Raw genomic sequence first — 26,086 nt, 5'->3', positions numbered from 1 at the left:
TCTGCTTCCGCTTCAACCGGCGCTTTTCGATGGTTGCGATGACCGAACGCATCGCGAATGCGGTCTGCTGCTGCATGCCTTGCTCCGAGCGGGATCTCAGGGTCGCGGAGGCTTATGGGTAATCAAGATCCAGAATGGGTGCCAAAGGCGGCTAGCCAAAAGGATCTTGAGGCAACATGGATTAGCCCTGATGATCTTCAGGAGAGCTATTCGGCAGGCAAAATAGCGATCCAGGAATCAACTGATGCCTGTCTGGCATTTGGCTGTGGAGCAGAATGGGAAACCGATCAGTTGAGCGAGGATGATGAAGATGATGAATCATCGGATGACTTTATTTTCAATCCGTTAACCGCACCTCTGATCGAAGTAACTGTTCAGCGGGGCGATAAGAAGCTGCCCGATCAGCTCATGGTACTCAGGCCATAACTCATAAAGTTCCATGAGATGATGGACGGCTAGGGATGAGGATTTGCCGCCTCAACAAGTCCCAAGCTGTCGTAAATGCATTTCATTTGTGCACAAACAGTCCGATTGTGTTGGTCATCGCTCAACGCTCCTCGCCCTGACCTACTGCCATCAGGCGACAAAGCCGGTTGAGTCGCTGCACGTTGGCAATGCTGGTGCTGATGCCAGTAGCGAGCTCTGGTGAACCCACCACGATCGAAAGGCATTGGGCCCTGCTGATGGCCACGTTCATGCGGTTGGGTTCCAGGAGAAAATCCAAACCACGTGGTGCACTCTCGCCATCGCTGGCCGTAAGCGAGTGAATCGCCACCGGCGCTTCCTGGCCTTGAAATTTATCCACGGTGCCGATGCGGGCCTTGTTGCCAAGGCGCTTCTGCAGGCGGTTGACCTGCATGTTGTAGGGAGCCGTGATCAGGATGTCCTTGCCGGTAAGTACGCCCTCAACGGTTTTCAGCTGGCCGTTCACGAGCCGGGCCCTCCAATAGGGCTTGCCATGGAGCTGCTCTACCAGTGCAGCAATGTGCTCCACCTCCTCGTCGCTGACGGTGCTATTGCCGGAATGCGGAACCGCCTCATACAACAGCCCCTGGGCTTGACCAGCCCATTGCACCGTGTTGGCACTGTTGGCGTTGGATGCCTGAAGCTCTCCGTCGTAAAAAAGTTCAGACACCACCTGGGTCAGGGCTGGAGGCATCCGCCAGCTCGTGGCCAGGAATACGCCGCGATCCTGAGGAACCACGGCATGGTGGGCCATCACGTAATCGAGGCAGCTCAGGCCACTCTCGCCTGGATGTTTGGCCCGATTCGGCTGGGAGAGCTGTTGCTGGTCGCCCACCAGCAGGATGTTGCGTGCGACCCGGCTGAGGTAGAGCAGGTTGCTGAGTGTCACCTGACCGGCTTCATCGATCACCAGCAGATCGAAGGGAGCACCGTCGTAAGTGTCTTTCACCAGGGTGTACACCGTGGCGCCCAGAACTTCAGGCTTGGGCGGCAGATCTGCCTCCTTCAAGGCCTGAGCTTTGCTACCGCCCAGGGAGGCCATATCCGCCTTGTGGCTGCTGGTGCTTGAGGCCTTCACAACCAAAGCGGAGCTGCCGTTTTGATCGAGGCACTCCTGCACTTTGCGCAACACGTTGTTGATCGCTTCATTGGTGGTGGAGCTGACCACCACCCGATTGCCGCCCTGCACCAACGTGGCGATCAGCTCGCCGGTGACGGTGGTTTTGCCGGTACCAGGCGGGCCTTGTAAGGAGAGACCCATCCCGTCGGCATCTGCCAGATAGGCCGCTAGTTCCTGGGCTGCTGTGCCCGGTGCTTGGCGGATGCGCTGATTCAGTGCTGGCAGCTCAGGGATCGGGCGGCGCTCCAGCAGGTGCAGCAGCGGCTCTGGCAGGGGTTTGCGCTCAAACACCCAGCCCTGGGCCAGGCGCACCAGGTGGCCCAGCATGCGCTTGTAGATCTGCTTGGGCAGCGGCACCAGATCTGCCTGGCGGGGAAGATCACCACCATGTAGGCCCCCCTCTTTGAGTTCTGCCAGCAGCTTGTGGCTCAGCCTGAGCATCACCTCATCTGGCCTGTCGTCATCAAGCACCCCTTCCAGGCCAAGCGCTTTTTTCTCCTCCTTGATCAGGTGAGGAAGCGGTAGGAGTCGTTCGCCATCACGCTGCAGGGGCACCACAGCAAACTGTGGATTGAAACTGGCCTTGGCGGACAGCTTTAGGGGCTGCTCGGCATCAAAGCGATAGCGATAGCCGTTGGATTGGTTCGTGATCGCCTCGACGCTCTCCAGTCGTGCTCCGGCAATCACCTCACTGTCGTCTTCCCGTTCTTCCGGTGTCATCTGCAGACGGTGGAAGAACTCCCACCACTCCACCTTTCCTTCCCGCTCTTGGAAGTCGATCAGCTGGCCGATCAGCCTCTGGAGTCGCCAGCTCAAACCGCGGGGGCCTTGGGCTTCTTCGTTGTCAAGCGTGGCGGGCAACTCCTGCAGCAGCTCACGGCCGGCAAGCTCCAAATCCTTCTGATAGGCCGTGGTTGCCTTCTCTTCTGCGGCATCTGTCGCAGCAGTTCCCCATTTGTTGGCCCTTGGGGGAATGGGCTGTTTCTCGGGCAAGTCCAGCAGGAAGCGGTGCAGCCCCTCGGTGACCTGGCAGTCCTTCTCGTTGTATTTGTAGAGGTCTTTCAGGATCTGAGGATCCCCAGTTTTTAGCCACTGGGCATATTGCACTACCGAATCGGCAGCATTCTCGACCTCCTCATCTCTCGGCCCTCCATAGAGGCGCTCCACCTTCTTGATTGAATAGCTGGGGGCACCCACCAACAGTCCGTTGCGCACGATCGTGTAGAGATCGACCAGTAGCTCATCACGGAGCCACTGATCGATCTCCGCCTGGTGGATCTGGTGAAGGGAGGCCAGGTTGCCGAGGGCGGTCTTCTCGTAACTGGCGTAGTGGTAGACGTGCAGGTTCGGGTGACGTTCGCGGCGTTGCTGCACCCACTGCACAAAGTCATCAAAGGCCTGCTTCTCTTCGTCTGGTGAGTGCGCCCACCAATCAGCGAACTTGAGCTCTCCCTGTTCGTCTCTGTAGCAAGCACCAAAGAGATACTCCAGCTTCTCGCCGCTCACCGGATTGGGAAAGCCCTCCATGTCAAACCAGATGTCGCCGGCATCCGGCGCCGGCAGCATCGCCAGACCACGGCTCTGCTGCTCAAGAGGGCGAACCCTATGGGCCGGGCGATCATCCGTGCGGGACTCAGTGGCGATCTGGATGCGGGCCTGATCCCGCAGCCGGGCCAGCATCGCCGGGTCCAAGCCAGAGACAGGTTTGTCGTCTGGCCAGGCGGCCAACGCATCGATCGTGGTGATCGAGCTCGCCAGAAGCTTGCGGCGCTGGCTCTGGCGCATGCCAGCCACCAGAGTTAGATCGCGCTTGGCTTCCAGGCGCTCCTGAATGAACGGCTCCCACAAGCCGTGATCACCAGGTGCATGCTCTGGCTGCTGATTGGGATCAAAGGCAGCGCGAAAGTCGCGGTAGCGCTGGCGCAGCTGCTCATACCAGCTCCAAAACTGATCCGACGCGTAGGGTTCAAAGCGTCGTTTGCCGAGGTACAGCTTGAAATCTTCAGGACGTTGGCCAAGGATTGGCTCAAGCAGCTCGCAGTAGGCACAAGCCTGAACGAGGTAGATCGGCTTGGAGTGGCTGGAGAGCTTGCACTCAATCGGGATGTAGCTCCACGCACCGAGGCTGGAAGGCCGCTCGATCCGTTCGAGCAAATCGGCCGAACCTCGCATCTCGTTGTTGCGCAGCGAGGCCTGCCAGATGTAATCAACGCCAGAGCGCATCGCCTCCAGCGTTGCGTCGTAGTCCTCCTGTTCCTGCTTGCCTCTGAGCTCGGCAATGGTTTTGCCATCGCGCCTGAGCTCAGCAATCAGAATTTTCTCGTGCTCGAGGCCCGCGTCAAACAACAATTGCTCCAACGCCTTGGTGGCTGGCCTTGGGGCCCGATCCGGTGTGGTGGCATGCACCTCCTCCCACCAAGCACCGATCACCGGGCTGCGGCTGAACAAAGCGAGCTGAGACGGAGTGATCAGGCGGTTCGACATGCAGTGTGTTGTCGATGGGAAGTGCAAGACCGTTTCAGCATCGTCGATCCGCATGACTGGTGCAGCTGCTCTGGTGCGAACGACGACTCCGTTCGGAATTAATGCAGTTTTTGCATACCGAAGTGAGGGCCATTCGCGCGAGATCGCCTTGGCGAGCCCGGGTCAGCAAGGACATCACCAAGCAGCCCCAAACAGTTCAAGGGTTGCTTGATGCCTCCCGGGCAGCTCATGGCAGAGGCTTGTAGATCCCAACGCAGACCAGATAGATCAAGCCTGCATCACAGCCTCAAGCCCCATCTCTCTGGCTAGGCGCCGGTGCAGCTGCTCAAGCTCCTCTGGATATAGGGGCTTGGCTGCACTTTGTTGCTGCCTACTTAGCTGTTCTGCCAATCGCGCAATCAAGGCTGCGGCCGTGCAGCCATGGTCCAGAGCGCGATAGAGATGGCGCCAAGGGGTCAGGTGCTCAGCCACAAACGCCTCCAGTTCGCCACTGTCAAACAGCTGCACCACGGGGTTGGCGGCGGCGGCGTTCAAGATCTCGATCAAGCTCTGATGGTGGAGGTTGCCCAGCCAGCCACCGCCTGGCGCATAGAGGCAGCTGCGGACTCCCCCATCCGGTGTCACATGCAGATACCTGGGCCGGTAAAAACCTGCCGTTGCGCAGTGCGACAACGCAGCCAGTCGTGCCACATTGCCGCGTCTCATGGGGCGTTGCTGCACCGGTTGGGCAGCCCCAATGTCCACCTGTTCCATGGGCGTGATCAAGGCTGCAGGCAGCTGGAGCTGCACCCGCTTCAGGAGGGTTGGCTCGGCGTCGGTCGCGACAAATTCGATGGCCTGGCCCGCGAGCTGGCAGAGGGTGCCTACCCGGATCACACTCTCCAGCAGCTGTGGATATTGCTGGTAGCGATCATCCAGGCTGAGGGCCAGCCTGCCAAGGCCCCGTTGCTGCAGCGCTCCCACCAAGGCGGCGTCATCGGCAAAGCAGTGATCGCCAACGCGGATCTGCTGTTGCAGCCCCCACCAGGCGTTGGTGTTCATCCGGGTGGGGATGTTCAGCTGCTGCGCCAACGCCAACAGTTCCAGCACGGGGCTGCCCGTAGCGATCACCTCACCACCGGTGAGATTCAGTCCGCGGCGCAGCAACTGCAGGGCCTGGGCCTGCTCCAGCAATGGGCGAACGGTGGAGACATCCAACCAGGTGGATGCGCCCTTGGGCCGCAGAGGCTCCTGCAGACAATGGCTGCAGGCCAGGTTGCAGCTGTAGCTCAGCTCCAGGTTGATCGCTTCCACAAACGCAAACGGCAGTGCCGCGCGAGTCGCTGACGGCGCCGAGTCAGTGGCCCAGTGCTGCAGAAGCAGTGCCTGCGCGTTCGCTACCCCAAGCGTCTCCAGCGGCAGACCAGCGCCACTGGCGGCCAGCCGCCGCAACAGCCCGGCACCATCGGCGTGCGGCTGGGGCAATTGCTGAGCCAGCCAGCCCAGACGTCGCCGCTGGGCCAAATGGCGCAGGCTGGCCGTGGCGTAGAGCTGACCCATCACTCCAGATCCACACTCTCGAGCAACATGCGGGACCTGTAGAGCCTGTCCGCATCCACAGCCCAGCTGACGAGCTGGGTGTGCTTGGCATCAGCGTCGCCCTTCATCTCGTCCACCACCTCATCGTGGAAGGTCTCCAGCTTGCGCACCAGGGCCAGCGCGACCTGTTGATCTTCTGCAGCGCTGGTGTCCAGCTTCTCGAGCAGATCCAGCACCTCCTTCACCTTGGCGCTCTGCTGGCGCTCGGGCTTCTCCGGCCGCTCGGGCTTGTTCTCCTGCATGGCGATCAATTCCTGTGGGGTACTGGGGATGCCAGCGCCAACCGGCGCATCGGCCTGATCAGCGGCCATCTCCGGATGAACACCGGCATTGGGATCAACCGGCTTGCCGCCCTGGTAGCGGTAACGGCCCCGGCCGGCGGAATCACTGGGCTTGCTCATGTCACCTCCGATCGCGATGGCAACAGCATCGCCGCGATCCATCAACAGGTCGATCGCTCTTGCGCGAACGACGGATCTGAGAAGAGCTGGTTGAAGGCTTGCTGCAGCGCATCGCGCTGCTGGTAGCTGAAGGTGATCTGCTCATTGAGATCCCGGCAACGGATCGCTAGGGCGCCTGCATCGGCCTGCAACGCATCGATCAGCGATTGCTGCGTGTGGATCAATGCGAGCGTCTCCGGCCCCAGCAGGTCAGTCAGAGCAGACGCGATCTGAGGCGATGCGAGGTGCTCAGGCATCTGTGCCTGCAGGGTCTGGATTTCGTTCTCCAACTGCTGACGGAGACGCTGCTGGAGGCCCCGGCCGATGCCAGCCAGGCTGGTGAGCTGGTCAATCCGCTCGAGCAGCTGGTCGCCCTGCTCCAATCCATGGCGCTCCAGCAGCGCCATGCGCCCCTCGCCAAAGCCCTCCATGCGCCAGGAGCGCAACGGCTGCTGTGCCAATTGCTGCTGCAACCAGCGCTGCTGTCGGTGGTTGGCAGCTTGGCGATGGAGGGCCGTGGCGGTGCGCTCGGGATCCTGCAGGGGCAGGCGTGCAGCCAGCTGCGCTGTGCAACTGCCAGCCAGCCGGCTCAGCAGTTGGTGGCGCTGTTGCTCCAGCTCTCGACTTTGCTGCAGGGTGCTCGCGGCGCTGCTGGTGGCCAGTTCAAGCAGTTGATCGGCGAGCCGCTGGCGGGCTTCCACCTTCTGGCGGTGCCCCAGCCAGCGACTGATGCGATTGCGCAGCCCGCTCAGTCGCTCCAGTACGGCCTGCTCATCCACTAGCTGCTCCGGGCTGCTGCAACGCTCCGCAATTTCAACCAGCACCGGCTCAAGCTGCAGCAGCTGCTCAACCAGCACAGCCCGGCGTTCCACCAGGTCGCGCGCCAGCCGCAGCTGATCGCGCAGGGCCTCCAGCCCATTGCCCTGGGGGTCTGCCGGGGCTGGCTGACTCGATTGCTCTGGTGTCTGCTGCGTGGCCAGCGGCTTGGCGCTGGTTGGGGCAGGGCTGTAACGGCTGATCGGGGTGCCGATGCGCTGCTCCACCGCGCACCACAGGCAGTCGCGGCCCGCCACGTGCTGGTGCCGCGGATTGCGACTGCAGGCCACCACCTGACTGTGCAGATCCCGCAGCAGCAGCATCCACTCCGCAGCAGTGGGCCGCAGAGCCGGTTCACAGCAGAAGCTGCGCCGGAAGGCGGCATCCATCGCCTCGCTGATCGCCGCTGGTGCCGGCCGGTAGGGCCCAGGCCGCAGGCCCGCTGCCGGCATGGCGGCATGGGGATAAAGCCCGCGGCGGATCCGGGCCGTCACCTCCAGCTCGGGCTCCGCCTGCAGCAGCGCGTTGTCGTAAGGGTGGTCGTGCAGCAGCAGCAGGTAGACGATCACCGCCAGGGCGTAGGCATCGCTGCTGGCATCGCGCCAGGTGGTCGCAAAGTCGGCACCGATCAGCTCCGGGGCGGTGTAGGGCGGCCGGCTGACCGGGCAGTGGAAGCGCTCAGCGCTGCTGGCGATCTGAAAGCTGTCGCTATCGAGAATCACCGCTCGCCAGGTGCTGGTGCCGGCCGCCTGGCCCTGCTGTTCAAACAGCACGTTCTCAGGATTGAGGTCGCCGATCACCAGCCCATAGCGATGCAGCTGCGCTACCGATTCGGCCAGCCGCAGGGCCGCCAGCACCGCGTCCTTCCAGGTGAAACGCTGCAGGCCGGCGATCTCCTCGAAGTTGAAGAGCCGCGCGGCTGAGACGCTGCGCTTGCTCTCCACGTAGCGCATGGCATAGCCCGCCAGTGCCCCGCGCTGACCATCGCGGCAGTGGTAGATCCGTTGTTGGGGCAGGGTGGCGATGGTGCCGCAGGTTGGCTCCAGGCGCTGCAAGGCGATCAGCCGCGCCTCCTCGAGCTGGCGGCAGAGCTTCACGGCGATCGGCTGGCCGCCGAGCTGCGTGAGATACACCTGGCCCTGCCCGCCGGCGCCGATGCGGCCGGTGCGGCCAGCCGGCAACACCACGCTGCGGCCATCGCCTGTGATGAACGCCCGTTGGCTCATCGCGCCGCTACCACCAGGGTGCGGTCGTCATCGCTGAGGGCAGCGAGGGCCGGATCGGCCAGGGAGTTGGCCAGCCAGGTTGGATAACCCCGCCAGCCCAGGTGCTGCCGGTGCGCCTGGAGCACCAGGTCGGCCAGCGGGCCATTGGGCTGCTGCTCCTGCAGGAACGCGGCCTCCAGACCATCGGAGAAGCCGATCACCGCCTCAATCTGCTGGGCTGGCGCCCACCACAGGCCTACGGCGCTGGCCGGGGTGGTGGGCCGCAGGAAGGTGGTCTCGTTGGCGTATTCGCCCCGCGCCGGCGGCAGCGGCAGTTGCCAACGGCCCTGCCGGCGCAGCAACAGGGTGGTGTCGCCCACCTGGGCGATCAGCAGCCGCTGCCGGTCCCACAGGCAGGCCAGCAGGGTGTGATCCGCGATCGGCCCGGGACGGCGGCGACGCCAGAAGGCCTGCAGAAAACAGTGCTGCAGATGCACCTGGCTCTGGTGGTGGGCTCTGCGGGCCGGGCGAGCCAGCTGGCGGCGCAGCAGCAGCAGTGCCTGCCAGCCGGCGCGGGCTGAGAGCTGGGCCGAGCGCGCCACCGCTGGGGTGCCGCCGGCCCCATCGCAGATCACGAATCCACCCAGCCGTGGGTTGGATGGCGGGAGCCAAAGGGCATCGCAGCAGGGCTCCTGACGAGCGGCGTGGCCCTCGCCGCGCCAGCGGGCGCCCACCACCCGGGGTGGGGCGGCTGGGGGCAGGGGATTCACAGCACCCAGCCGTCGTAGAGCTCATCGCCAACGATGGGATCCACCAGCTGTACCCGCTCGCCGGGGCTGGATTGGGAGACGCGGCTGAGGCTGCCCGAGAGCCACAGGAACATCTCCTCAAATTTGAGGTTGTCCAGATCGAGGCAGCGCCCACCAAACGGTCGGCTGAGTGCGTTGAGCACCTCTCGACCCTCCTCGTTCACTCCCACCCCCACGGTGAACAGGGTGAACTTGCGCTCCTGGGCCGCCAGCTCCAGGGGCTGGATCAACTGGCGGTAGTTGTTGGAAAAACCGCCGTTGTTGTCGGTGGGCTCGCCATCGGTGAGCAGGAAGATCCAGGGGCGGTAGTAGCTGATGCCGTGGTCGCGGTAGCTCTGCTTGCGCTGGGTGACCTTGAGCATCGCCAGCTCCAGCGCTTCCTTGAGCGGGGTGACGCCATCGGCGGTTAGGTGCAGCGCCGGCATCTCGCGCAGCAGGGTGAATTCGCTCTGCACCTGCACCGGCCCGAAGCTGATTACGCACAGCTCCACGCTCTGGGCGGCCATCGGGTTGCGCAGGATGTCATCGCGGAAGGTGCGAACGCCGGCATTGAGGCGGCTGATCTTCTCGCCTGCCATCGAGCCAGAGGTGTCGAGCAGCAGCACGCAGGGGGTGCGGCGGTGGCGGTTGGCCAGCAGGCTTTGGGCCTCGGGGTTGGAGAAGAGCAAGGTCGGATCGCGCTGTTGGTCGGATCCTCGTGGTGGGATGGGGCGGGAGGGGCAGGGCTCCTGCGAATCACGAGCTTTTTTCCAGAGAGCAAGACCGAGCACCAGGCCAGCAAAAGCCGCATCACTGCGCCAGCAAAAGCACCATTAGAAGCCCTGCAATGTCCGCATTAGGATTTCGGCGTTTCCCGCATCGATGACCCTGAGTGCCTGCCTACAGCCCCCGGATCGTGGATGGCGAGCTGCGGGAGCTCCTGGAATCTGCCGGTGCGGTGGTGATCGAAGGGCCCAAGGCCTGCGGCAAGACGATGACGGCCTCGCAGCAAGCCGCCTCCAGCGTGCTGCTCGACATCGATCAAGCGGCGCGGCAGGTCCTCGCGGTGGAGCCGAGGCTGGTGCTGGAAGGAGCAAGGCCGCGACTGCTGGATGAGTGGCAGGTGGCACCCGAGCTCTGGAATCAGGTGCGCAGGGCCGTCGATGCCTCGGATCAGCCCGGCCAGTTTCTGCTCACCGGCTCAGCGGTGCCGGCAGACGATGCCAGCCGCCACACCGGCGCCGGCCGCTTCGGGTTCCTGCGCATGCGGCCCATGAGCCTGTTCGAATCCGGAGTGTCAAATGGCGCTGTGTCATTGCGGCAACTCTTTGCTGGCGAGGTGCAGGCCGTTGCGGATCCAGGGATGAGTGTGCAGGACCTCACGGCGCTGATTGCCCGAGGCGGCTGGCCTGCGCAGCAGGGCCGGCCCCTGAAGGCCGCCAGCCGGGCCGCCCGCGATTATCTCGAGCAGGTGCGGCAGGTTGACATCAGCCGGGTGGATGATCGACGCCGTGATCCAGCGCGGGTCGGGGCCCTGTTGCGCTCCCTGGGCCGCCATTGCGCCACTGAGGCGAAACTCTCAACGCTGGCCGCCGATGCAGGTGGTGCTGATGGCCCCCTGGACGAGCGCACCGTGACCGACTACCTGCAGGCGTTGGAGCGGCTAATGGTGATCGAAGATCAGGCCGCCTGGGCTCCCCATCTGCGCTCCAGAGCACGACTGCGCAAAGCCCCAAAGCGTCATTTCGTTGACCCATCGCTGGCATTGGCCGCCACCGGGGCTGCACCGGAGCGATTGCTGCAGGATTTCGAGTGGTTCGGGCTGTTGTTCGAATCGCTGGTGATCCGCGATTTGCGCGTGCTCAGCCAGTTCCTGGACGGGGAGGTGTTGCACTACCGCGATGACTACGGCGTGGAGGTGGATGCGATCGTGCAGCTGCGAGATGGGCGCTGGGGCGCGATCGAGATCAAGCTCGGCGAGGGCCAGGTGGAGCAGGCCGCCGCCAACCTCAAGCGCTTTTCAGAGCAGATCGATAGCCAGCGCTCTGGCTCACCCGCATTTCTGGCCGTGATCTGCGGAAAGGGGTACGGGTACCCCCGTGCCGATGGGGTCGTGGTGGTGCCGGTGGGTGCCCTTGGGCCGTAGGCCACGCACCAGGCTCAGCAGCTGTAGGCCAAGCCGAACAAAGCGGCGCCGATCGGCACGGTGTAACGCCTGGCGGAGCGCTTGAAGGCCGCACCGATGCCCGCCCCCAGCGTGCCCGCCAGGATCGTGCGTGTTGGGTTGCAGCTGGGGTTGAGGGGATTGCCCTGGTAGCGCCTGTAGGAGCCAGCGCCATTGGTTGCAGTGCCGCAGTCGATGTTGAAGCGCTCGGTCATGACAAAGCCAGGCACGTAATTGCCATCGTTGTCGTAGCCACCGCCTTGATAGCGCTCGCGGTAGTTGGTGCAGACCGGGAAGTCGCTGACCACCTGACCATTGACCCCAGCTGGCATGGCCAGCAAAGCGGCGATCAGTAGTGGGACGGGGGCGCGTGCCAACTTCATGGGGCAATGGCTGTGACCTCCAGGCTCAATCCAACGCAGCTGGATGGCTTCTGTGCTGCTGCGAACGACCAGCCGTCGATCGCAGGTCAATTCCCCCATCAGTACTCTTCTCGCCTCAGGATCACAGCAACAGCCAGTGCCCGTGATGTCAGAGCAGGAAACCTTCCGGCAGCGGCTACTCGCTGATCTCCAGCAGGTGGTGCGTCCGCGCCATGCCCGCTGGGATGAACTGGGCCTGATGACGGTGCGCAGCTATCTGCTCGAGCAGCTGGCGGTGCATGGCTCGGTGGAGCAGCACCGCTTCGGGGAAGGAGCGGATGCGGGCGTGAATCTGATCCTCAAACTGCCTGGGCAGCGGACCGAGCTGGCGCCGGTGCTGGTGGCCGCCCACTACGACGGACCATTGGGCTCTCCCGGCGCCGATGACAACGCCACCGGCGTGGCGGCGCTGCTGGAGCTGGCCCGCCGATGGTCAATGACGCCACCACGGCGGCCGATCTGGTTGGTGGCGTTTGATCAGGAGGAGTGGGGCATGGTGGGCAGCTCGGCCCTGGCTGCTGAACTGCGTCAGCAGGGCCAGCGGCTGCACCTGATGCTGAGCCTGGAGATGCTCGGCTACACCGCCGAGCAGCAGAGCTACCCGCTGGCTGCCATGAAGGCCGTGTATGGCAACCGCGGCGACTTCATCGCCCTGGTGGCCAACACCGGCGCTGCGGCCCTGCTGCCAGGTCTCAGCGCTGGCATGGGAGCCCATGTGAAAACCAAGGTGCTGCCTGTGCCCTTCAAGGGCCGTGCCCTGCCGGATGTGCGCCTCAGCGACCACAGCCCCTTCTGGGATGCGGGCTACAACGCCATGATGGTGACCGACACCTCGTTTATGCGGAACCCGAATTACCACAAGCCCAGCGACACGATCGACACCCTGGATCTGCCCTTTCTGATGGCGGTGATCGATGGGCTGGATGAGGCGATCTCGGGCTGCTGAGCGAGAAGGTTTGAATGACTCAATTGAGCGTCGTTCGCACGTCACCCCTCACGCATTCTGCCTGTTTCGATTGTGATGGCCTGATCCAGTCGAGTTCAGCCAACACTATGGACTATGTCGCCTATCTGACCCCCGTTGCGATGGAGGTTCGTCAGCTGGTGCAGCAGAAGGTGCGAATCGTTGAGAACGGCTCCGTTTGCAACAAAATGGATATCTATGGTTTTTTCGACACCCACAAGCGTGAGTTGACAATCTGCACATCCCGGATCCTTCGTTTTGGGGATTCAGCGCGCCATATCAATGAAACGATCCTGCATGAATCGGTTCATGTTGCTCAGGCCTGCAAGCGAGGCTTTCGAACCATTAGCGCTTTTGGCATCAACTCTTCCGCCATGGTGCTAACGGCATCTCGCGAGCGTGATCTCAGGCAGGTCGATCGATTCGGTCGCAACCTCAGAGCACTCGAGCGAGAGGCCTTCTGGATGGAGGACAAGCCAAACGAGGTGCTCTACGTGCTTAACAAATACTGCTTCTAGAGCTGAGGCGTGGATGGTGGTGGATCAGGGCATCTGCCCATACAGATCCACCACTTCTTGTGCCTGCTGCAGCTGTTTCTCTCGCAGGGCGATGGGTTGCTCGATGCGGATGCCAGCGCCCCAGCGGAACAGCCAGTTGTGCAGGTCCCAGTCGTGTGCAACGGTCCAATGGGGCAGGCGGAATTCCACGGGATAGGGATGGCTGTCACCGGCAGGATTGGGGGTGAGGATGCATCGTGTTCCCGGATCCTTGATGCCATCACCCTGGATAGCCTTGGAGAAAGCGATGTGCTCCAGCGGATACCGCCGTGGTGTTTCCCGGATCAGATTGAACACCCAGGCAGTGCATGAAAAACGCAGCACCTGATATGGCGGTTTGACACTGCGGCCCAGCGCAGGCGCCATCACCGCCAGCTGGTCCTCGATGGACTCGCCGAAATAAACGCCACCGCAGACGTCCATCAGCCGCTCCAGTCGCTCCAGGGCATGGGCGTGCTCCTGCTCGCTGTTGCGGCGGATGTTGCCATCCTCTTTCGTCAGCACCAGCCGATCGAGGCGCAGCACGCGGATCAGGCCGAGGCCGTCGCCGCCGATCGGGGAGGTTTCAAAGGCCAGATACCAGCTGATGTTGTGAAAAATCAGCTGCAGGGGCCAGGCACGGAAACTGCCGTCATCGCCTCGTTTCCGCTGCTCTTCATCCACCACGTCAGGTGTATGGCGCAACCACACCCGGCGGCGGTCGCGGATCGCCCGCTCCACCCGGGGAGACAGCTCCAGGCTGGAGAGAGTGCCGGGCTTTTCTTCCGTGTATGAGCGGTGCGCCAGGGCCCGCCGGGGCTGGCGCAGCCGGTCGGGGGTTCCATCAGCGCTGAGGATGCCAGCGCGTTGGAGGCGCTCCTCAAGGGTGAGCAGCAGAGGCTTCTGCGATTGATCACTGAGGCGATCCTGAGAGGCCTTGAGCTGGGCGTGCACCTGCAGCAGTTGATCGGCCGACAGCAGCGCCGTGCCGATCGCGTAACCCTGGCGGCGACTGTGGGGGCGACCTTTGCCCTTCACGGCGGGCAGGAAGCCGTAGGGGGTCAGAACGTGCTCGATGTCATGGCGGAGAGCCGCTTCCTGGTCGGGGCGGTAGCTCCCCTCGATCTCCTGGAGGTTGTCGATCAGATGGCGGTAGAAGGGGCCGAATTCCGTGTTGGCCCGTTTGGCCCGCTTTGCCCTGGGTGGAGCAGGGGCGGATGTCTCCGGCTCCGATGGCTCCCGATCTGATGCGGCTTCTGGAGCATCGAATGGATACTTGAGCACGTGGCGCAGCAGGGTGAACACCCGCCGGAACACCTCCTGGCTCGCCAGGGCGGGCTGGCCGCCGTTGACTTTGCTCCCGTCTGGGGGGCCGCCGCTGCCCAGCTCGATCGGCTGGTCGCTCTGCCAGTCGAGGCCCGTGAAGCCATTGGCCTCCAGCCAGGCCAGGTCGCCGCGGATGGCAGTGGCATCGGCGTAGCACTCGCTGTTGCCTCCGTGCACCTCGCTCCAGCTGCCGAGGTAGGCAGCGGCGCGTTCGGCCACATCGCCCTGAGGCAGTGGGTTGCAGATCTTGAGCAGCTCGGCCGCCGTGCCTGGATCGCTGTCGTCCAGGCCGTTGAAACTGGTGAGCAGGCGGAGCAGAAACAACAGCCGCTCCAGATCCAGCAGGCGTGAATAGCGGTGCAGCTGGGGGGTAACAGCACGCTGGCGGTTGAGGGCATTGCGGATGCGGCCATCCAGGGCTGCTAAACGCCCACGCAGATCGTCATCGCTGCCTTCTCCGCCGCCGGGGTTGAGAGTCACGATCGCCGCAAAGCCCTCGGCCCGATCCGGCCGAAAGAAGCGGTTGTTGAGGCTGGCGTGGAACTCCTCGATCACCGCCTCGGGCACGGGTCGATCACGCCGCAAGGCCCAGGCCTTGCATTGCTCAAGGGGTGTGGTGAGCCACCAGCCGATCCACTCGACCGGCTGGGGCAATTGCAGCTGCTGGGTGTAGAGCAGCCGCCAGGGCCGGCGGGCGTGGGTGGCATCGATGATCACCGGCCGGCCGGCCGCCACCGCCGTCTGCAGACGTTGCAGCATCACGGTGCGGATCTCATCCCAGGGGCCCTGCACGCCGGCATCCCCGAAGAGTTCAGCGCGAATCACATCGGTGGAGAGCACCAGGGCCGGCTCGCCGGATCCGCCCTGCAGCAGGGGCGCCAGTTGGCCGGCGAGGGTGGTCTTGCCGCTGCCGGGCGGGCCGATCAGCAGGTGACAGCGCAGGGGGGCTGGGGTCATCGCTCCATCCTGAACGCCGGAGTGCCGATTTCATGCTGACTCCTGCGAACCACGAGGCAGACGCTGGTGATCAGTGTTGGCCGCCTGTTGGGATTCAAGCGGGGCGATGGTCGAGATCCGGCACGTTCGGCAGGTCTTGCTCCACTCTTCCGTGGCTGGCGAAGTTGGCGTGGATCCTGCTACCGAGGCCTTGCTGCTGAGGGAGCACCGCCAGGTACTTCAGCTAGCCTTACCAGGTAATACCGCTGCAGGTCGGGCCATGGACGTCTCCAGCACCTGTTCGATAACCAGCAAGGGGCAGGTCACCATCCCCAAGGCCCTGCGCCAGCAGCTCGGGCTGGGCCGGGGCAGCCGCGTCAGCTTCCAGCTGGTGGGTGACCACATCGAGGTGCGGCCCTGCAAGCCCCAGCAACCGATGAGCGCCAGTGGCTTTGGCCTGCTCAAGAGCCAACGCCCGCCCGTGCCGGTTGATTTCGACCCGGCCAGCCTGCTGCGGCCATGACCGGGCTCGACACCAATGTGTTGGCTCGCTACTTCGTGGAGGAAGCGGATGCCGATGACGCCACGCAGCGCCAGCGAGAGGCCGCGCGCGACTTGCTCGAATCCGGCCAGGACCTGTTTCTGCCCAAGACCGTGGCTCTGGAACTGGAGTGGGTGCTGCGGGGCTACTACGGCTTCCCGTTGGAGCAGGTGCTGGAGGTGTTCGATCAGCTGCTGCATCACGCCTGTCTGCAGCTGGAGGATCGCCCAGCCCTGGAGCAGGCGGTGTCCGGGTTGCGATCCGGTCTCGATTTCGCCGACGCCCTGCATCACGCCAGTTGCCGCGACTGCGACACGATCGCCTCCTTTGACGATCGTGGTTTTGCTCGGCGCATCCGCCAGCTCAACCTGCCGCCGCGGGTGGTGGTGCCGTAACCAGCCGCCAGCAGCAGCTGCAGGATCTTGGTGATCTGGGTGTCGCCAAAGCGAGGAGGCACCGCCGCCCCGACCGAAGCCCGCACGCAAATCCGAGTAGGGCATGGTGGTTAAGGAGCGGGTGATCCGCGTTCCTGCCCAGCTGTGACGGCACCCAGGACTGTCAGACACTCCTATGGACTGTCAACCCCCCATCTCACCTGCGTGATCGGCTGGGGGCTGCCCGGTGATGAAGGAGCCAGGCAGGTCGGCAAGGATGGAATCGATGCCGCCTTGACCATTCTGTGGAGCCGATCACCACATCGAACCAGCTTCTTCTCCTGGAGGCCATCGATCGGGTACGAGAGGACGTGGATGCTCCGCGCTTACCGCTCGATGAATTGACCGAGACCACTTTCACCCTGGTGGCCGAGCACATGTCGCTGGAGCAGATCATCGATGCCGCAGAGGGCCTGATCCAGCTGGCCAACCATCCCACCCGACCCAAGACGGCGCCGCCACTGCCGGTGGATGAGATCCAGGCCCTCTTGGAGCGAGCCATCGAACTCAACGACTGGCAGATCATCGAGGATGACGACGATCGGAACGAGCAGCAGAAACTGATCGACAACGCTACCGATTCCGACACCGTGCTGGTGCGCGATCCCACCGGCACCCCTGAGCTGCAGGAGATCGGCATCCTGGAGCTTCTGCAGCGCTATCCCTGTCGCGGCAGCGAGGCCCGCTGGAGCCCCGACGATGCGATTGCTCTCCTGGAAACCAAGGCTCGCTGGCTGGATGCGGCGCTGGAGAGCTGGGAGGCCGATGGCGAGGCCATCGCTAATGAAAGCGATCTGATCGAGGCCAAGGCCGTTGTTCTGGTTGTGCCAGAGCAAACCGGCCAGCCGCTACGGACTGATCTACTCGACGTGCTGATCCCCGTCGAGAGCTGAATCGCCGGCCGGCTCTGGTTCCGCCGGAGCCGCCGCCTGCCTTGGAGGGGCATGCAACGGCTCCGGCGGGAGCCTGGGTGACTGACCCAATCCGGCTGTTGATCAGGCCGCTGCCGTCCGAACGGCGGGGCCACCGCGCAGGATGCCGAACACCTCGCGGGCCACAAATCGCTTGAGGCAGCGGATGATCTCCTTCATCGTGCGGCCCTCAGCAGTGCGGCGTTCCACGTAGTCCCTGGTTTGCTGGTGCCGCCGCAGCCGGCAGATAACGATGCGGTGCAGGGCGCAGTTGGCCTGGCGGTTACCGCTGCGATTCAGTCGGTGTCTCACCACCTTGCCCGAGCTGGCCGGAAGAGGATTGACGCCGCAGAGAGCCGCAAACGAGGCCTCCGATTTCAGCCGCTCCTGGTTGTCTCCAACCGCCACGACCAACGTGGCGGAGATATCTACACCCACGCCGTAAGTGTTGCGCAGCTCCGGACAGTGCTGCATGGTTAGTCGATTCAGCTGTGCAGTGGTGTCTTCGAGCTCTTGCTCAAGCTGCTGGATGCGGCGGGCGAGGGTGCGCAGGGACATCTTGGCGGCTGCCAATGGTGTGCACATCTCCCCAGAACGCAGGCCTGCACAGCATTCCACCAGATCCTTCCCTGTGAGCCGCTGCAGCCGTTCCCGCAGCGCTGCCGGTGCAGTCACCACGATGGCGTGCAGCTGATTGAGGGCGGCAGTGCGGTTGTAGGTGGCCGAATCCTTGACCACCTTGAGCATGCGGATCATCTCCACCAGGTCATCGCCGGCCTTGGGGATGACGCGGGCAGTGCCGGCGATGAAGGCGCGAGCAGCTGACTCGGCATCAATCGTGTCGTCCTTGCCCAGTCGGCGCCGGGTAGAGCGATCGGGACGGTTCACTTCCACCACCTCCAGCCCTGCCGTCTGCAGAGCACGGCAAAGACCGGCGCCGTAGCAACCGGTGCCTTCCACCGCAAACAAAGGGTTGCTGCCAAACTCAGCAGCCCATCGCATCAGCTCCTGATAGCCGCTGCGTTTGGCATCCAGCTTGAGGCTGCCCAGCCAGCCGCCATTGGCGCTCAGGGCCACTGCCATGTGGGTGTGCTTGTGGGTGTCGACGCCGATCACCACATCGGGGCCGGTGCTGGTCTCGGGGACAGGGGCTGTCGCTGTGCTCATCGCGGCTGGGTTCGTAAGGGGGTGCAACCAGCCAGGCAGACGGACAGGCCATTGACGGGACGGGAACGTCGGACTCCTATGAGGTCACGGGACTCCCCGGCTGGTTGCCCCACCACACGGGCCGACAGGTCTGACAAAAGACACCACGCCGGGATGGGGCGGGTCGGGCGACAAAAGGGTCAGACCCGTGATGGTGGGGTCCCGGAATCATCAATGGCGGCAGCAGGGGTTGAACCAGCGGCAGCTTGCGCAAGGTCGGGATCAGGTCAGCCCTTGGCGAAGGCCCGCATGCACTTGAGGTTGCGGGGCGAGAAGCCTTTGATCTCCGGGAAAGCATTCCGCAGATCCACAGAGAGCCGCTCGATCAGCTCGGCGAGCCAGGGGCCGTAGACGCATCGATCGCATCATCAGACGATGACTAACTGATGCCAGTGCAGGGTGATGCCAGTGCAGGGCGGAACCATGCGCACCACCGTGACGCTCGATGATGCGCTGCTGGCCAGGGCCGAGCAGCTCTGCGGCGATCTGGAGCGCAGTGCCCTGCTGAAGGAAGCCCTGCGGGCCCTGGTGCAGCGCGAGAGCGCCAGGCGCCTGGCGGCACTGGGCGGCAGTGAGCCCACGCTGGAGCTGATCCCCCTCCGCCGGAGCGCCGCTTGATCCTGGTTGACACGTCTGTGTGGGTGGATCGGCGAACTGGCCTGCGGTGATCGTGGCCATCGACTCCGGATCGGCGCTCAGCTTTGCCAGGATCTGATCAGTGGGTTGCACCCATCAGCCCGTGATCGTGAATGGGCGGCATCCGAATGAGATGCCTGAATTTCGCTGGATTAATACGGTACTCAGCAACGTGAAGACCAGTTTCAGCGGGACATTCCACGCTCTGCGGTTTGACAAGTATGCTGATCGCTACCTGGGTGCATTCAGCTACCGCTTCAATCGGCGATTCGATCTCGCAGCGATGACCGAGCGTGTGCTGCATGCGGTCTGCCAGTGCACGGCAAGGCCGGAGCGCCTGCTAAGGCATGCGGAGCTTGCTGCCTAATCAAGTAAGCGAATGCTATGAAATAATAAAATAAACACACCCCAAGATGGATCCCCAGTTTAGAGAGCAAATCATGAAAGCCGCTGACAGTGCTGCTTTTTGCGTTGAAGACCTAAGAGGCGCAATTGGAAAAGCAACTCCAATCCAGTCTCTGATAATAGGAGATTTGTTGCGCCAATCAACAGATCTTTCTCATAAGCTAGCTATGACTCGTGATGCAATCGAGTCGGAGCATCAAGCATCTAAAGTAGCTGAAATTTAGGGAAACTCTGGAAAACCCAGTCGAGGCGCAAGACAATGGATCTGTAAACCAAAACCACGACTGGATTGATGGGCGGCAAGCAGCTTGGATTCGGTGACAACGAGCCGACCACGGCCAGGAAGCGCACCAAGCGCGGGAAGTTTTTTCGTTGAGATGGATTAGGTGGTGCCTTGGCAGGCGATATCGATCTGATCGAGCCCTATTACCCCAGGAATAGCTAGCAAGGTGGCCGCCCTTGGTCCCCCTTTGCCACCATGCTGCAGATTCATCTGATGCAGCAGTGGTATAGCCTCAGCGATCCAGGCATTGAGGAGGCGCTGTGAGGTGGATGCCAACCATGCGCCGGATTACGGGAATCGAGCTGATCAGAGACCGGATTCCAGAAGAGTCGACGACCCTAGCGTTCCGGAACTACCTGGAGAAGAACGATCTGGGCGAGCAGATCTTTGAGACGGTGAAAGCTCACCTCAAACAGCGCGGCATGACCATGAAGCAGGGCACGATCATCGACGCCACTTTGATTGCCGCGCCCAGCTCCACCAAAAACAAAGCTGGGAAGGGCTCCGGAAATGCACAGAGCAAAAAGGGCAACCAGTGGTATTTCGGGATGAAAGGATGCTTCTACGCTCCAAAATCAACACACCGCCCCACAGTTTAATAAGCAACTACGTCAATCATACGACCGTGGGCGTTCAGCTCGTCGAGCAAGCATGTCCGGGAATTAAATATAGCCTTAACCTCAAACAAACCATCCGTACCAACGTGGCCAGTGTCATATGAAGACAACCTCCGAATAGACTCCCTTGCAAATTGATAACTAACAAAATGAGTTGGAGTTGCAAACATAAGTATGATCTCATGGCAGCCATCGTCACGTATTTGATTGAACCAGAAACTTGATGAAGACCCAGAGCGCCCATGCTTAAATGTTTCGACTCCAATTTTCACTTCAACCAGCTTCTCGACACCCGATTCAACGATGCGGATGTCTCCAGGGCATGAATCACGGGAAACTACTTCTACAGGGATGCTCCGTTCCCTGAAATGCTCTACCAAAAGACCGATGCTTATAGCAGCCTTTTCTTGCGGCTTCAGATTAGGGAAAAAAAGGACAGCTACTCTGCTCCCAGCCTGGCTTGATTGCCAAGTTTGCTCCCGGAATTACCAGACTGGTTGAACGCGATGCCACCGCTCCAAGCGAGGTCATTAGCGAATTCTGAGCCATCGCAAGTCACATCAGGCAAGATATCATTCTCAATACAGAGTAAAATATTCAACCTTAAAGCAATAGAAGTAAGTGCGGATGTTATAAGCGTAATTCTTGCAGATAAGACAGGTTAAATGCGGATGGCGAGACTTGAACTCGCAAGACCGAAGCCACACGCCCCTCAAACGTGCGTGTCTACCAATTCCACCACATCCGCATTGAGCAAGCCCACCAAGGCAGGCTCAATTAAATGTACCATGAAGGCCCTCTACCCCTCGAGACATTTCGCTATCGCAGGAGCCCCCACCCGTAGCACGACAGGGCCGCCTAAAAGTAATTTCATGTCGTGCTCATGACCACGCCTCCCAGTGCGAGCATTCCCCTGATGTCGTGGCTCAGTTCCTGCTGGCCCGCGTGAACTGAGCGGTAGCCGCCGTAGCGCAGCAGGTTCATGACCACTGTCCGCAGGAACGCAAACAGCGGCGCGCCGTTGCGGTTGGCGTAGCGGTGTGCGTCCTCGTGCAGTTGCGTATCCCGCGGCCAGTGCCACTCGTTTTCAATGCTCCACCGCTGGCGGATCAGTCGTAGCAGGGCCTCTGGCTTTGTCCTCAGGCTCGTGAGGAAGTAGTGGGCCCGTGGAACCTGATGGCCTCTGCAGGACACGGTGGTGCTGATCATTTCGATGATCCAGCTGACGCCAGGCCAGTTCGCCTTGATGTGATCCGGAGCTTCCTTGGCCCGCATCTCCCATAAGGTGTCCCTGCCATGCTTTTTGCCCTGAGCCTTTGCGGTGAATGGGATCTGACGCTTGCCTTGGAACTGGCACTGGATCTGGCGCAGCAGCGTCTTCTGATTGGCTTTTACCGTCAGGAGCACGTCGGCCCCCTTGGCGAGGCACCAGCGAAAAACGCTTGCGTGGTGTGCAGAGCATCCGCCTGGATCAAGGTGCCCTCAAGCTCAAGGGTGCTGAGCAGCTCCTTGAGAGCTACACGCTCGCTGGATTCGTGGGTGTCGTAGGCCTTTTGGGCCAGGGCGACACCAAGCGCGCGGGCATAGACCGTGACCTGAGCGACAAACCGGTGACCGCCGTCATCGGTCTCCACAGCTGAGCCTCTGAGCGTCTTTCCGTCGCACACCAGCTGCTCCAAACCCTCTGCCCCGCCTGGGATCTGGCTGATCATCCAGGCCTGAAACACATCGCCAAAGGTCTGCAGGTGAGCCTTATTGAACAGGTACAGGAAGGTGGCGTCCGACGGCCAACGCTTGAAATCCAGGCCCAGCGCCTGGTTAAGCTCCTGCCGATGCCGTTTGGCAAACGCCTCGAGATCACGGGAGCTCCTGCTGCCACTCAGGATCCCGAGCACCGCCACCAGCAACAGGAACCACTGCGGGTAGCGCACCCCGCGGCGGTACCGCCCATCAGGGATGGCCTTGAGAAAGCTGATCAAGTCGCTGGAACCAAGCTGATCAGCCGCGGCGTCAGGGATTTGGGGCATGGAGGTAAGCCATTCCCGCCGACCAAAACCAATGCTGTCAGACCCCGCCAGCTTCCGTGGTCACACTTTTAGGCGGCCCTGCGTAGCACGACGATTGCCCTGGAATAGCGATCTATTCCAGTATAAATACCACCTAGATTAAAGAATAACAAAATACAGTGATCACATGAATGAATGCACTCTTACTTGGCAATACAACAAAAACGATCCAAGTTACTAGGCGGCAAGCACAAGATCTTGGCCGTCCTCAGAAAATTCACTAAGATCAGAGCTATAACGAGCTATTTTCCGATGAACTAGTGAGCCCGGCAAACCATCCACTTGCCCCGATGCCCATGCGCCTGTCAAGGCCTTCTTTAGCCTTACCGCAGTGATAGCACTACAGATACCCTGGTCGCCAGCATCTTCAACAAATCGACCATTAATTTTTCCACTGTTATCTGTTATGAGGATGCAGCTCCTGTAGCCTCCTATTTCAGAGTTCAACTGTGCTACAGCGTGACCGGTAACACCTGAGCCAGCAAAGAAATCCAGAACAAGTGCATAAGGCCTATTAATAGTCACAGCCTTGATCAAATACTTAATTAGAGAGGTAGGTTTTGGGTAAATAAAACTTTGACATCCAAGCATAGCCTCGAGCTCTTTTGATGCCTCTTCATAAGTTCCCACCCCGCATCGATCATCAAGAAGGCTGGAAGGGGCCTTATGGCCATTAGACTTATAGAAGATAATCCTAAACTTTCCCTTGCGAATGTGAAACTCAACATCACCTCCAAGCAATTCAGCATCTAAGTTCCTTTGGGTCCACCTAAATCGCCCAAAAACCTCTAGTTCAGTACTAATCCAGCCATCCTTGATAGTGAAAGTCTTTTTTACCTCTGCCGAAAGGCTATCATTGGGGTCGCCATAAATGCCAGGCTGATAATCCCCGTCATCCATTGATGTTCGTATTGTATTGGGGGGGAAAGTTATAAGCCGAGGCTTATTGGGACGATGATGAAATGGGTTGGCTACATCTGCACCAGGCTCGCTACCGAACAAACCCTCCTTGCCAAGCAGCTTTTTTGACTTTGCAAAACATAAAACATATTCAGTGACTTGGCGAGCAACTCGGGATAGAGCCTTGCCTTTCCTTGTTTTATGCCAGATAAATTGACAAACAAAGTTTTCTTCGCCAAACAACTCGTCACACAAGAGCCTTAGCCTGGCCTGCTCATTGTCGTCAATCGCAATGAAAATGACGCCGTTCTCCGCTAGCACATCTCGGGCAATTGTAAGCCTTGCCCGCATGAATGCGACCCACTCTGCATGAGAAGCATCAGCATTTGGCCCAAACTTATCATCATAAGCAAAATGCAGGGCTCCCGTGTTGTATGGGGGGTCAATGTAAATTACATCAACTTTGCCAAGCATTGAAGGCTTGAGCCTATTGAGGGCCTCAAGATTGTCGCCTTGTATTAAGTCTATGCGAGGGTCTTCTTCTCTTACAAGGCAGCTAGCTGGATCGATGTCGAATTTATCCTGCCAAGGCAATTCCTTAAGATATGCTGCGACCTCCTCTTCGGTTGCATCTCTTGAAAACAAGGAGTTTTGCAAGCTTGGATTCAGCACAGCTTCACGACCTCAGAACATTGGACCAGTATACGACGCCGAGAGATGAGCCGCGGATCGTGACCTTCTAGCATGCCAAGCACATCTGCCTTGCTGATGATAACAAATCGAAACGGGGAAGACGGCTGAAACTTTGCTGTATTTGTATAAATAAAATAATCAGTGTGATCATAGCCAGCCTCTTTGCACACCGCCAGAGCACCTTTATAGTCACCCTCTGCAAGTAGCCGTTTTACTACTGGGCCTTTGTTGTTGGGACCAAAAGTAGATGATGCAGCGGTATGAAACAAATCGAATCTATCGCCAGGGTATGCTTCCAAGTCGGGATAGGATTTTACCTCATATTGCAAGCCAGATGCATCCTTAAGGTCTGCCTTGCCTCCCTGGCTATTTTGTGAAAGGCCAGTAAGCATGCCCGTAAGATTTTCAAAAAGTATGTAATTAGCCCTTCCATTCTCCAGGATAAATGTCATGTCTATTTCTCGTTCCTCTAGATGAAGAGTGAGGCCCTTAATGGAGCACTCGTATAGTACTCTTGTTCTAGTATTCACGTGGGGCGCTAACGATTTCCGACCTACTCTGGCCACGGCTTGAAGGATCGGCAATGCCATTGCGCTGAGGGCCAGGATCCATCACCCGTTCGGAGATGAGATCAAACAGCCCTTCGGATCCTCGGCGGTTGCGGCGGAATCCACTGCGGTGAACAGGTCGGCCAGCCCTGCTGCTGTTTCTGCCTCTAGTGCTTGATGACCTGCTCACGGGTGTGTCAGGCCACATCGAAAACTGGCCCATGACAACGGCTGGCGCAGCCTTGCTTCTGGGGGTTTCACGATCAGGGCCGAAATTATGCGCTGGGCGCATAGGATCCGGTTTTGATGTAGCTCACCTCCGCCTGGGCCTCGGCTGTAAGCCTTGCTACTTGCCCAGCAATCGCACCGCCTCCTGGTACTCCGCCTCGATCCCCAGCCCTGAGTCCTGATCCGGCGTCAGCCGCTTCATGCCCACATGGATCAGGCAGGCCAGGGCGAGGTCGCTCCTGCTGCCGGGCAGGTTCTTGAGGGTGCGGGCGGTGCCGGGTTCATTGATCTGGAGCCCGCCCTGGCCCACGGCCGCCACCTCACTGAGCACCGCGATGAAGCGCTGCTGGTCCATCCCCTCGAACAGCTGAAGGGCCTGGAGGCAGTAGCTCACCGCGTCCTGCCGGAGGCCCTCCGGCTGATCGGCGCGCAGATCGCGTGCGGCAATGCTGCCCCGCAGCTCCTTGGCCTTGTTCGCCAACTCGCCGTAGGGCTGGGCCTCGATCACCTGCAGCAGCAGCCGATCCGCCTCATCGCGGTGCTCCTCTGGATCGAGCTCCAGCAGCGCCTGGGCCAGGTTGTAGGTGGAGATCAGATCGTCGGGCGCCACCGCCAGGGCCTGGCGGAACCGGGCCACGCCGGCAGCAAAGGCCCCGGCGATCACCAGCAGGCTGCCCAGGCTGCGCAGGGCAAAGCTGTTCTGCGGCTCCAGCTCGATTGCTGCCTCCAAGGCCTGGCGCGCTTCTGCCTTGTCGCCCAGCCGCATCGCGGCCAGCGCCAGCGCCACCTGGGCATTGGCCTGGGCATGGGCATCACCGGCGTTGGCCACCACCGCCCGGCGCAGCAGCAGGCGGGCCTCCTCCGGCTTGCCCTCTTCGCTGGAAAGCACGCCAAGGTTGTACAGGGCTTCGGGGTGCTCAGGCTGCAGCTGCAGCAGGGTTTCCAGCAGGGGCCGGGCTTCATCGAACCGGCGCTGCTGCAGGAGCGGGCCGATGGAGGCCATCGCCGGAGCTTCCGGCGCCGTGGGCTCCCAGGCCACCTCGATCCGGCCGGCGGCGAACACCACCGACAGCTGGCCGCCCATGGAGGCGTAGGACTTCTGGAAGTAGTCGGTCACCGCCCGGTGAAAGGCCTCGGTGCCGGGGGTGCGGCTGCCTTCCGGCAGCAGCGTGGCATCAAAGCCGGCCTCTTCGATCGAGAACGCAGTGCCTTCCATCACGGCGTCTTCCAGACGTACCAGCGGCTCAGGCCCCAGGCGGCGGAAGCCGCCCTGCCGATCCTGTTGCGACAGCTGCGGTTGGCATGGATCCGCTGCCACTGGCAGAGCATCGCCTCGCAGGCTGAGGGCGAGGGCTGGAGCCACAGTCAGTTTCT

The 26,086-nt window shown here is 61.3% G+C and carries 25 protein-coding genes, 1 tRNA gene and 1 pseudogene; 12 read left to right on the top strand and 15 right to left on the bottom strand.

The annotated features are described in order from the left end of the window. Positions 1-114 precede the first annotated feature (114 nt). Positions 115-426 carry a hypothetical protein gene (locus KBY65_RS12910; protein WP_255001851.1) on the top strand — a complete coding sequence of 104 codons (312 nt, stop codon included), beginning with the start codon at positions 115-117 and terminating at the stop codon, positions 424-426. A 121-nt stretch (positions 427-547) separates the two neighbouring features. Here KBY65_RS12910 and KBY65_RS12905 read toward each other — a convergent pair whose 3' ends face one another. The 6 genes from KBY65_RS12905 to KBY65_RS12880 form a co-directional block, all read right to left on the bottom strand. Next, positions 548-4,069: a TM0106 family RecB-like putative nuclease gene (locus KBY65_RS12905; RefSeq protein WP_255001850.1), complete on the bottom strand. Its 3,522-nt coding sequence runs from the start codon at positions 4,067-4,069 to the stop codon at positions 548-550. A gap of 267 nt (positions 4,070-4,336) precedes the next feature. Next, on the bottom strand, positions 4,337-5,608 hold the full coding sequence (locus KBY65_RS12900; RefSeq protein WP_255001848.1) for a hypothetical protein: 1,272 nt from the start codon (positions 5,606-5,608) through the stop codon (positions 4,337-4,339). After that, positions 5,608-6,048: a hypothetical protein gene (locus KBY65_RS12895; RefSeq protein WP_255001847.1), complete on the bottom strand. Its 441-nt coding sequence runs from the start codon at positions 6,046-6,048 to the stop codon at positions 5,608-5,610. Before KBY65_RS12895 ends, KBY65_RS12900 begins: the two co-directional genes overlap by 1 nt. 41 nt (positions 6,049-6,089) lie before the next feature. Continuing rightward, positions 6,090-8,129 carry a protein kinase domain-containing protein gene (locus KBY65_RS12890; protein WP_255001845.1) on the bottom strand — a complete coding sequence of 680 codons (2,040 nt, stop codon included), beginning with the start codon at positions 8,127-8,129 and terminating at the stop codon, positions 6,090-6,092. Then, the gene (locus KBY65_RS12885; protein ID WP_255001844.1) at positions 8,126-8,878 is read right to left on the bottom strand and encodes a protein phosphatase 2C domain-containing protein; all 753 of its coding nucleotides are present in this window, start codon (positions 8,876-8,878) and stop codon (positions 8,126-8,128) included. Before KBY65_RS12885 ends, KBY65_RS12890 begins: the two co-directional genes overlap by 4 nt. Beyond that, complete coding sequence (locus tag KBY65_RS12880) at positions 8,875-9,585, bottom strand: vWA domain-containing protein (protein ID WP_255001843.1); 711 nt, start codon at positions 9,583-9,585, stop codon at positions 8,875-8,877. The genes KBY65_RS12885 and KBY65_RS12880 overlap by 4 nt, the downstream gene beginning before the upstream one ends. A gap of 203 nt (positions 9,586-9,788) precedes the next feature. Here KBY65_RS12880 and KBY65_RS12875 point away from each other — a divergent pair, with 203 nt between their 5' ends. Next, positions 9,789-11,042: an ATP-binding protein gene (locus tag KBY65_RS12875; RefSeq protein ID WP_255001842.1), complete on the top strand. Its 1,254-nt coding sequence runs from the start codon at positions 9,789-9,791 to the stop codon at positions 11,040-11,042. A 14-nt stretch (positions 11,043-11,056) separates the two neighbouring features. On the opposite strand, the gene KBY65_RS12870 is transcribed toward KBY65_RS12875, so the two are convergent. Further along, positions 11,057-11,437 carry a hypothetical protein gene (locus KBY65_RS12870; protein WP_143592877.1) on the bottom strand — a complete coding sequence of 127 codons (381 nt, stop codon included), beginning with the start codon at positions 11,435-11,437 and terminating at the stop codon, positions 11,057-11,059. Positions 11,438-11,588: 151 nt separating this feature from the next. Between KBY65_RS12870 and KBY65_RS12865 the strand changes: the two genes are divergently transcribed. Continuing rightward, positions 11,589-12,428 (top strand): M20/M25/M40 family metallo-hydrolase, encoded by an 840-nt coding sequence (locus tag KBY65_RS12865; RefSeq protein ID WP_094560592.1) that lies wholly within the window; start codon positions 11,589-11,591, stop codon positions 12,426-12,428. Between the two features lie 14 nt (positions 12,429-12,442). Next, a complete protein-coding gene (locus KBY65_RS12860; RefSeq protein WP_254988587.1) occupies positions 12,443-12,964 on the top strand; it encodes a hypothetical protein in 522 nt (173 codons plus the stop codon). A 24-nt stretch (positions 12,965-12,988) separates the two neighbouring features. Here KBY65_RS12860 and KBY65_RS12855 read toward each other — a convergent pair whose 3' ends face one another. Then, positions 12,989-15,265: an AAA family ATPase gene (locus KBY65_RS12855; protein ID WP_255001841.1), complete on the bottom strand. Its 2,277-nt coding sequence runs from the start codon at positions 15,263-15,265 to the stop codon at positions 12,989-12,991. A gap of 259 nt (positions 15,266-15,524) precedes the next feature. On the opposite strand from KBY65_RS12855, the gene KBY65_RS12850 reads away from it, so the two are divergent. From KBY65_RS12850 to KBY65_RS12840, 3 genes are all read left to right on the top strand, one after another. Next, a complete protein-coding gene (locus KBY65_RS12850) occupies positions 15,525-15,767 on the top strand; it encodes an AbrB/MazE/SpoVT family DNA-binding domain-containing protein (RefSeq protein ID WP_255001840.1) in 243 nt (80 codons plus the stop codon). Continuing rightward, on the top strand, positions 15,764-16,180 hold the full coding sequence (locus KBY65_RS12845) for a type II toxin-antitoxin system VapC family toxin (RefSeq protein WP_255001839.1): 417 nt from the start codon (positions 15,764-15,766) through the stop codon (positions 16,178-16,180). The genes KBY65_RS12850 and KBY65_RS12845 overlap by 4 nt, the downstream gene beginning before the upstream one ends. 380 nt (positions 16,181-16,560) lie before the next feature. Continuing rightward, positions 16,561-17,112 carry a hypothetical protein gene (locus KBY65_RS12840; protein ID WP_255001838.1) on the top strand — a complete coding sequence of 184 codons (552 nt, stop codon included), beginning with the start codon at positions 16,561-16,563 and terminating at the stop codon, positions 17,110-17,112. Between the two features lie 102 nt (positions 17,113-17,214). Here KBY65_RS12840 and KBY65_RS12835 read toward each other — a convergent pair whose 3' ends face one another. Further along, on the bottom strand, positions 17,215-18,297 hold the full coding sequence (locus KBY65_RS12835) for an IS110 family transposase (RefSeq protein ID WP_255001836.1): 1,083 nt from the start codon (positions 18,295-18,297) through the stop codon (positions 17,215-17,217). Between the two features lie 462 nt (positions 18,298-18,759). Here KBY65_RS12835 and KBY65_RS12825 point away from each other — a divergent pair, with 462 nt between their 5' ends. The 5 genes and pseudogenes from KBY65_RS12825 (at position 18,760) to KBY65_RS12810 (ending at position 20,259) form a co-directional block, all read left to right on the top strand. Then, positions 18,760-18,954 carry a type II toxin-antitoxin system VapB family antitoxin gene (locus tag KBY65_RS12825; protein WP_255001834.1) on the top strand — a complete coding sequence of 65 codons (195 nt, stop codon included), beginning with the start codon at positions 18,760-18,762 and terminating at the stop codon, positions 18,952-18,954. A 100-nt stretch (positions 18,955-19,054) separates the two neighbouring features. Then, a pseudogene (locus tag KBY65_RS12820) lies at positions 19,055-19,339 on the top strand (transposase); the annotation flags it as partial. 73 nt (positions 19,340-19,412) lie between these two features. Beyond that, positions 19,413-19,601, top strand: coding sequence for a hypothetical protein (locus KBY65_RS12815; RefSeq protein ID WP_255001833.1), 189 nt, complete (start codon positions 19,413-19,415; stop codon positions 19,599-19,601). 254 nt (positions 19,602-19,855) lie between these two features. Then, positions 19,856-19,924 (top strand): hypothetical protein, encoded by a 69-nt coding sequence (locus tag KBY65_RS14110; RefSeq protein WP_409996648.1) that lies wholly within the window; start codon positions 19,856-19,858, stop codon positions 19,922-19,924. Between the two features lie 5 nt (positions 19,925-19,929). After that, a complete protein-coding gene (locus KBY65_RS12810; RefSeq protein WP_255001830.1) occupies positions 19,930-20,259 on the top strand; it encodes a hypothetical protein in 330 nt (109 codons plus the stop codon). A 684-nt stretch (positions 20,260-20,943) separates the two neighbouring features. Here the strand turns inward: KBY65_RS12810 and KBY65_RS12805 are convergent. From KBY65_RS12805 to KBY65_RS12780, 6 genes are all read right to left on the bottom strand, one after another. Continuing rightward, positions 20,944-21,025: transfer RNA gene (locus tag KBY65_RS12805), tRNA-Leu, on the bottom strand. Positions 21,026-21,147: 122 nt separating this feature from the next. Continuing rightward, entirely contained in the window at positions 21,148-21,684 is a 537-nt protein-coding gene (locus KBY65_RS12800) for an ISAs1 family transposase (RefSeq protein ID WP_254988964.1), read from the bottom strand. Further along, a complete protein-coding gene (locus KBY65_RS12795; RefSeq protein ID WP_255001829.1) occupies positions 21,675-22,304 on the bottom strand; it encodes an ISAs1 family transposase in 630 nt (209 codons plus the stop codon). The genes KBY65_RS12800 and KBY65_RS12795 overlap by 10 nt, the downstream gene beginning before the upstream one ends. Positions 22,305-22,520: 216 nt before the next feature. Next, on the bottom strand, positions 22,521-23,900 hold the full coding sequence (locus KBY65_RS12790; protein ID WP_255001827.1) for a site-specific DNA-methyltransferase: 1,380 nt from the start codon (positions 23,898-23,900) through the stop codon (positions 22,521-22,523). An 8-nt stretch (positions 23,901-23,908) separates the two neighbouring features. Next, on the bottom strand, positions 23,909-24,388 hold the full coding sequence (locus KBY65_RS12785; RefSeq protein WP_255001826.1) for a hypothetical protein: 480 nt from the start codon (positions 24,386-24,388) through the stop codon (positions 23,909-23,911). Positions 24,389-24,830: 442 nt separating this feature from the next. After that, positions 24,831-26,086, bottom strand: a 1,256-nt coding sequence (locus KBY65_RS12780; protein WP_255001825.1) for a tetratricopeptide repeat protein, incomplete at its 5' end; no start/stop codon positions are given.

Origin of the sequence: Cyanobium sp. Alchichica 3B3-8F6, assembly GCF_024346435.1 — a bacterium.
In the GTDB taxonomy this organism is placed as follows: Bacteria; Cyanobacteriota; Cyanobacteriia; order PCC-6307; family Cyanobiaceae; genus Cyanobium_A.
The sequence above is the reverse complement of the archived record's forward strand: the minus strand, read 5'-3'. Positions and strand labels throughout refer to the sequence as shown.

Coding starts and splice junctions, on each gene's coding strand:
- KBY65_RS12910 (WP_255001851.1), top strand. CDS start 115: ATGGGTAATCAAGATCCAGAATGGGTGCCAAAGGCGGCTAGCCAAAAG.
- KBY65_RS12905 (WP_255001850.1), bottom strand. CDS start 4,069: ATGTCGAACCGCCTGATCACTCCGTCTCAGCTCGCTTTGTTCAGCCGC.
- KBY65_RS12900 (WP_255001848.1), bottom strand. CDS start 5,608: ATGGGTCAGCTCTACGCCACGGCCAGCCTGCGCCATTTGGCCCAGCGG.
- KBY65_RS12895 (WP_255001847.1), bottom strand. CDS start 6,048: ATGAGCAAGCCCAGTGATTCCGCCGGCCGGGGCCGTTACCGCTACCAG.
- KBY65_RS12890 (WP_255001845.1), bottom strand. CDS start 8,129: ATGAGCCAACGGGCGTTCATCACAGGCGATGGCCGCAGCGTGGTGTTG.
- KBY65_RS12865 (WP_094560592.1), top strand. CDS start 11,589: ATGTCAGAGCAGGAAACCTTCCGGCAGCGGCTACTCGCTGATCTCCAG.
- KBY65_RS12860 (WP_254988587.1), top strand. CDS start 12,443: ATGACTCAATTGAGCGTCGTTCGCACGTCACCCCTCACGCATTCTGCC.
- KBY65_RS12855 (WP_255001841.1), bottom strand. CDS start 15,265: ATGACCCCAGCCCCCCTGCGCTGTCACCTGCTGATCGGCCCGCCCGGC.
- KBY65_RS12850 (WP_255001840.1), top strand. CDS start 15,525: ATGGACGTCTCCAGCACCTGTTCGATAACCAGCAAGGGGCAGGTCACC.
- KBY65_RS12845 (WP_255001839.1), top strand. CDS start 15,764: ATGACCGGGCTCGACACCAATGTGTTGGCTCGCTACTTCGTGGAGGAA.
- KBY65_RS12835 (WP_255001836.1), bottom strand. CDS start 18,297: ATGAGCACAGCGACAGCCCCTGTCCCCGAGACCAGCACCGGCCCCGAT.
- KBY65_RS12825 (WP_255001834.1), top strand. CDS start 18,760: ATGCGCACCACCGTGACGCTCGATGATGCGCTGCTGGCCAGGGCCGAG.
- KBY65_RS12815 (WP_255001833.1), top strand. CDS start 19,413: ATGAAAGCCGCTGACAGTGCTGCTTTTTGCGTTGAAGACCTAAGAGGC.
- KBY65_RS12810 (WP_255001830.1), top strand. CDS start 19,930: ATGCCAACCATGCGCCGGATTACGGGAATCGAGCTGATCAGAGACCGG.
- KBY65_RS12795 (WP_255001829.1), bottom strand. CDS start 22,304: ATGCCCCAAATCCCTGACGCCGCGGCTGATCAGCTTGGTTCCAGCGAC.
- KBY65_RS12785 (WP_255001826.1), bottom strand. CDS start 24,388: ATGACATTTATCCTGGAGAATGGAAGGGCTAATTACATACTTTTTGAA.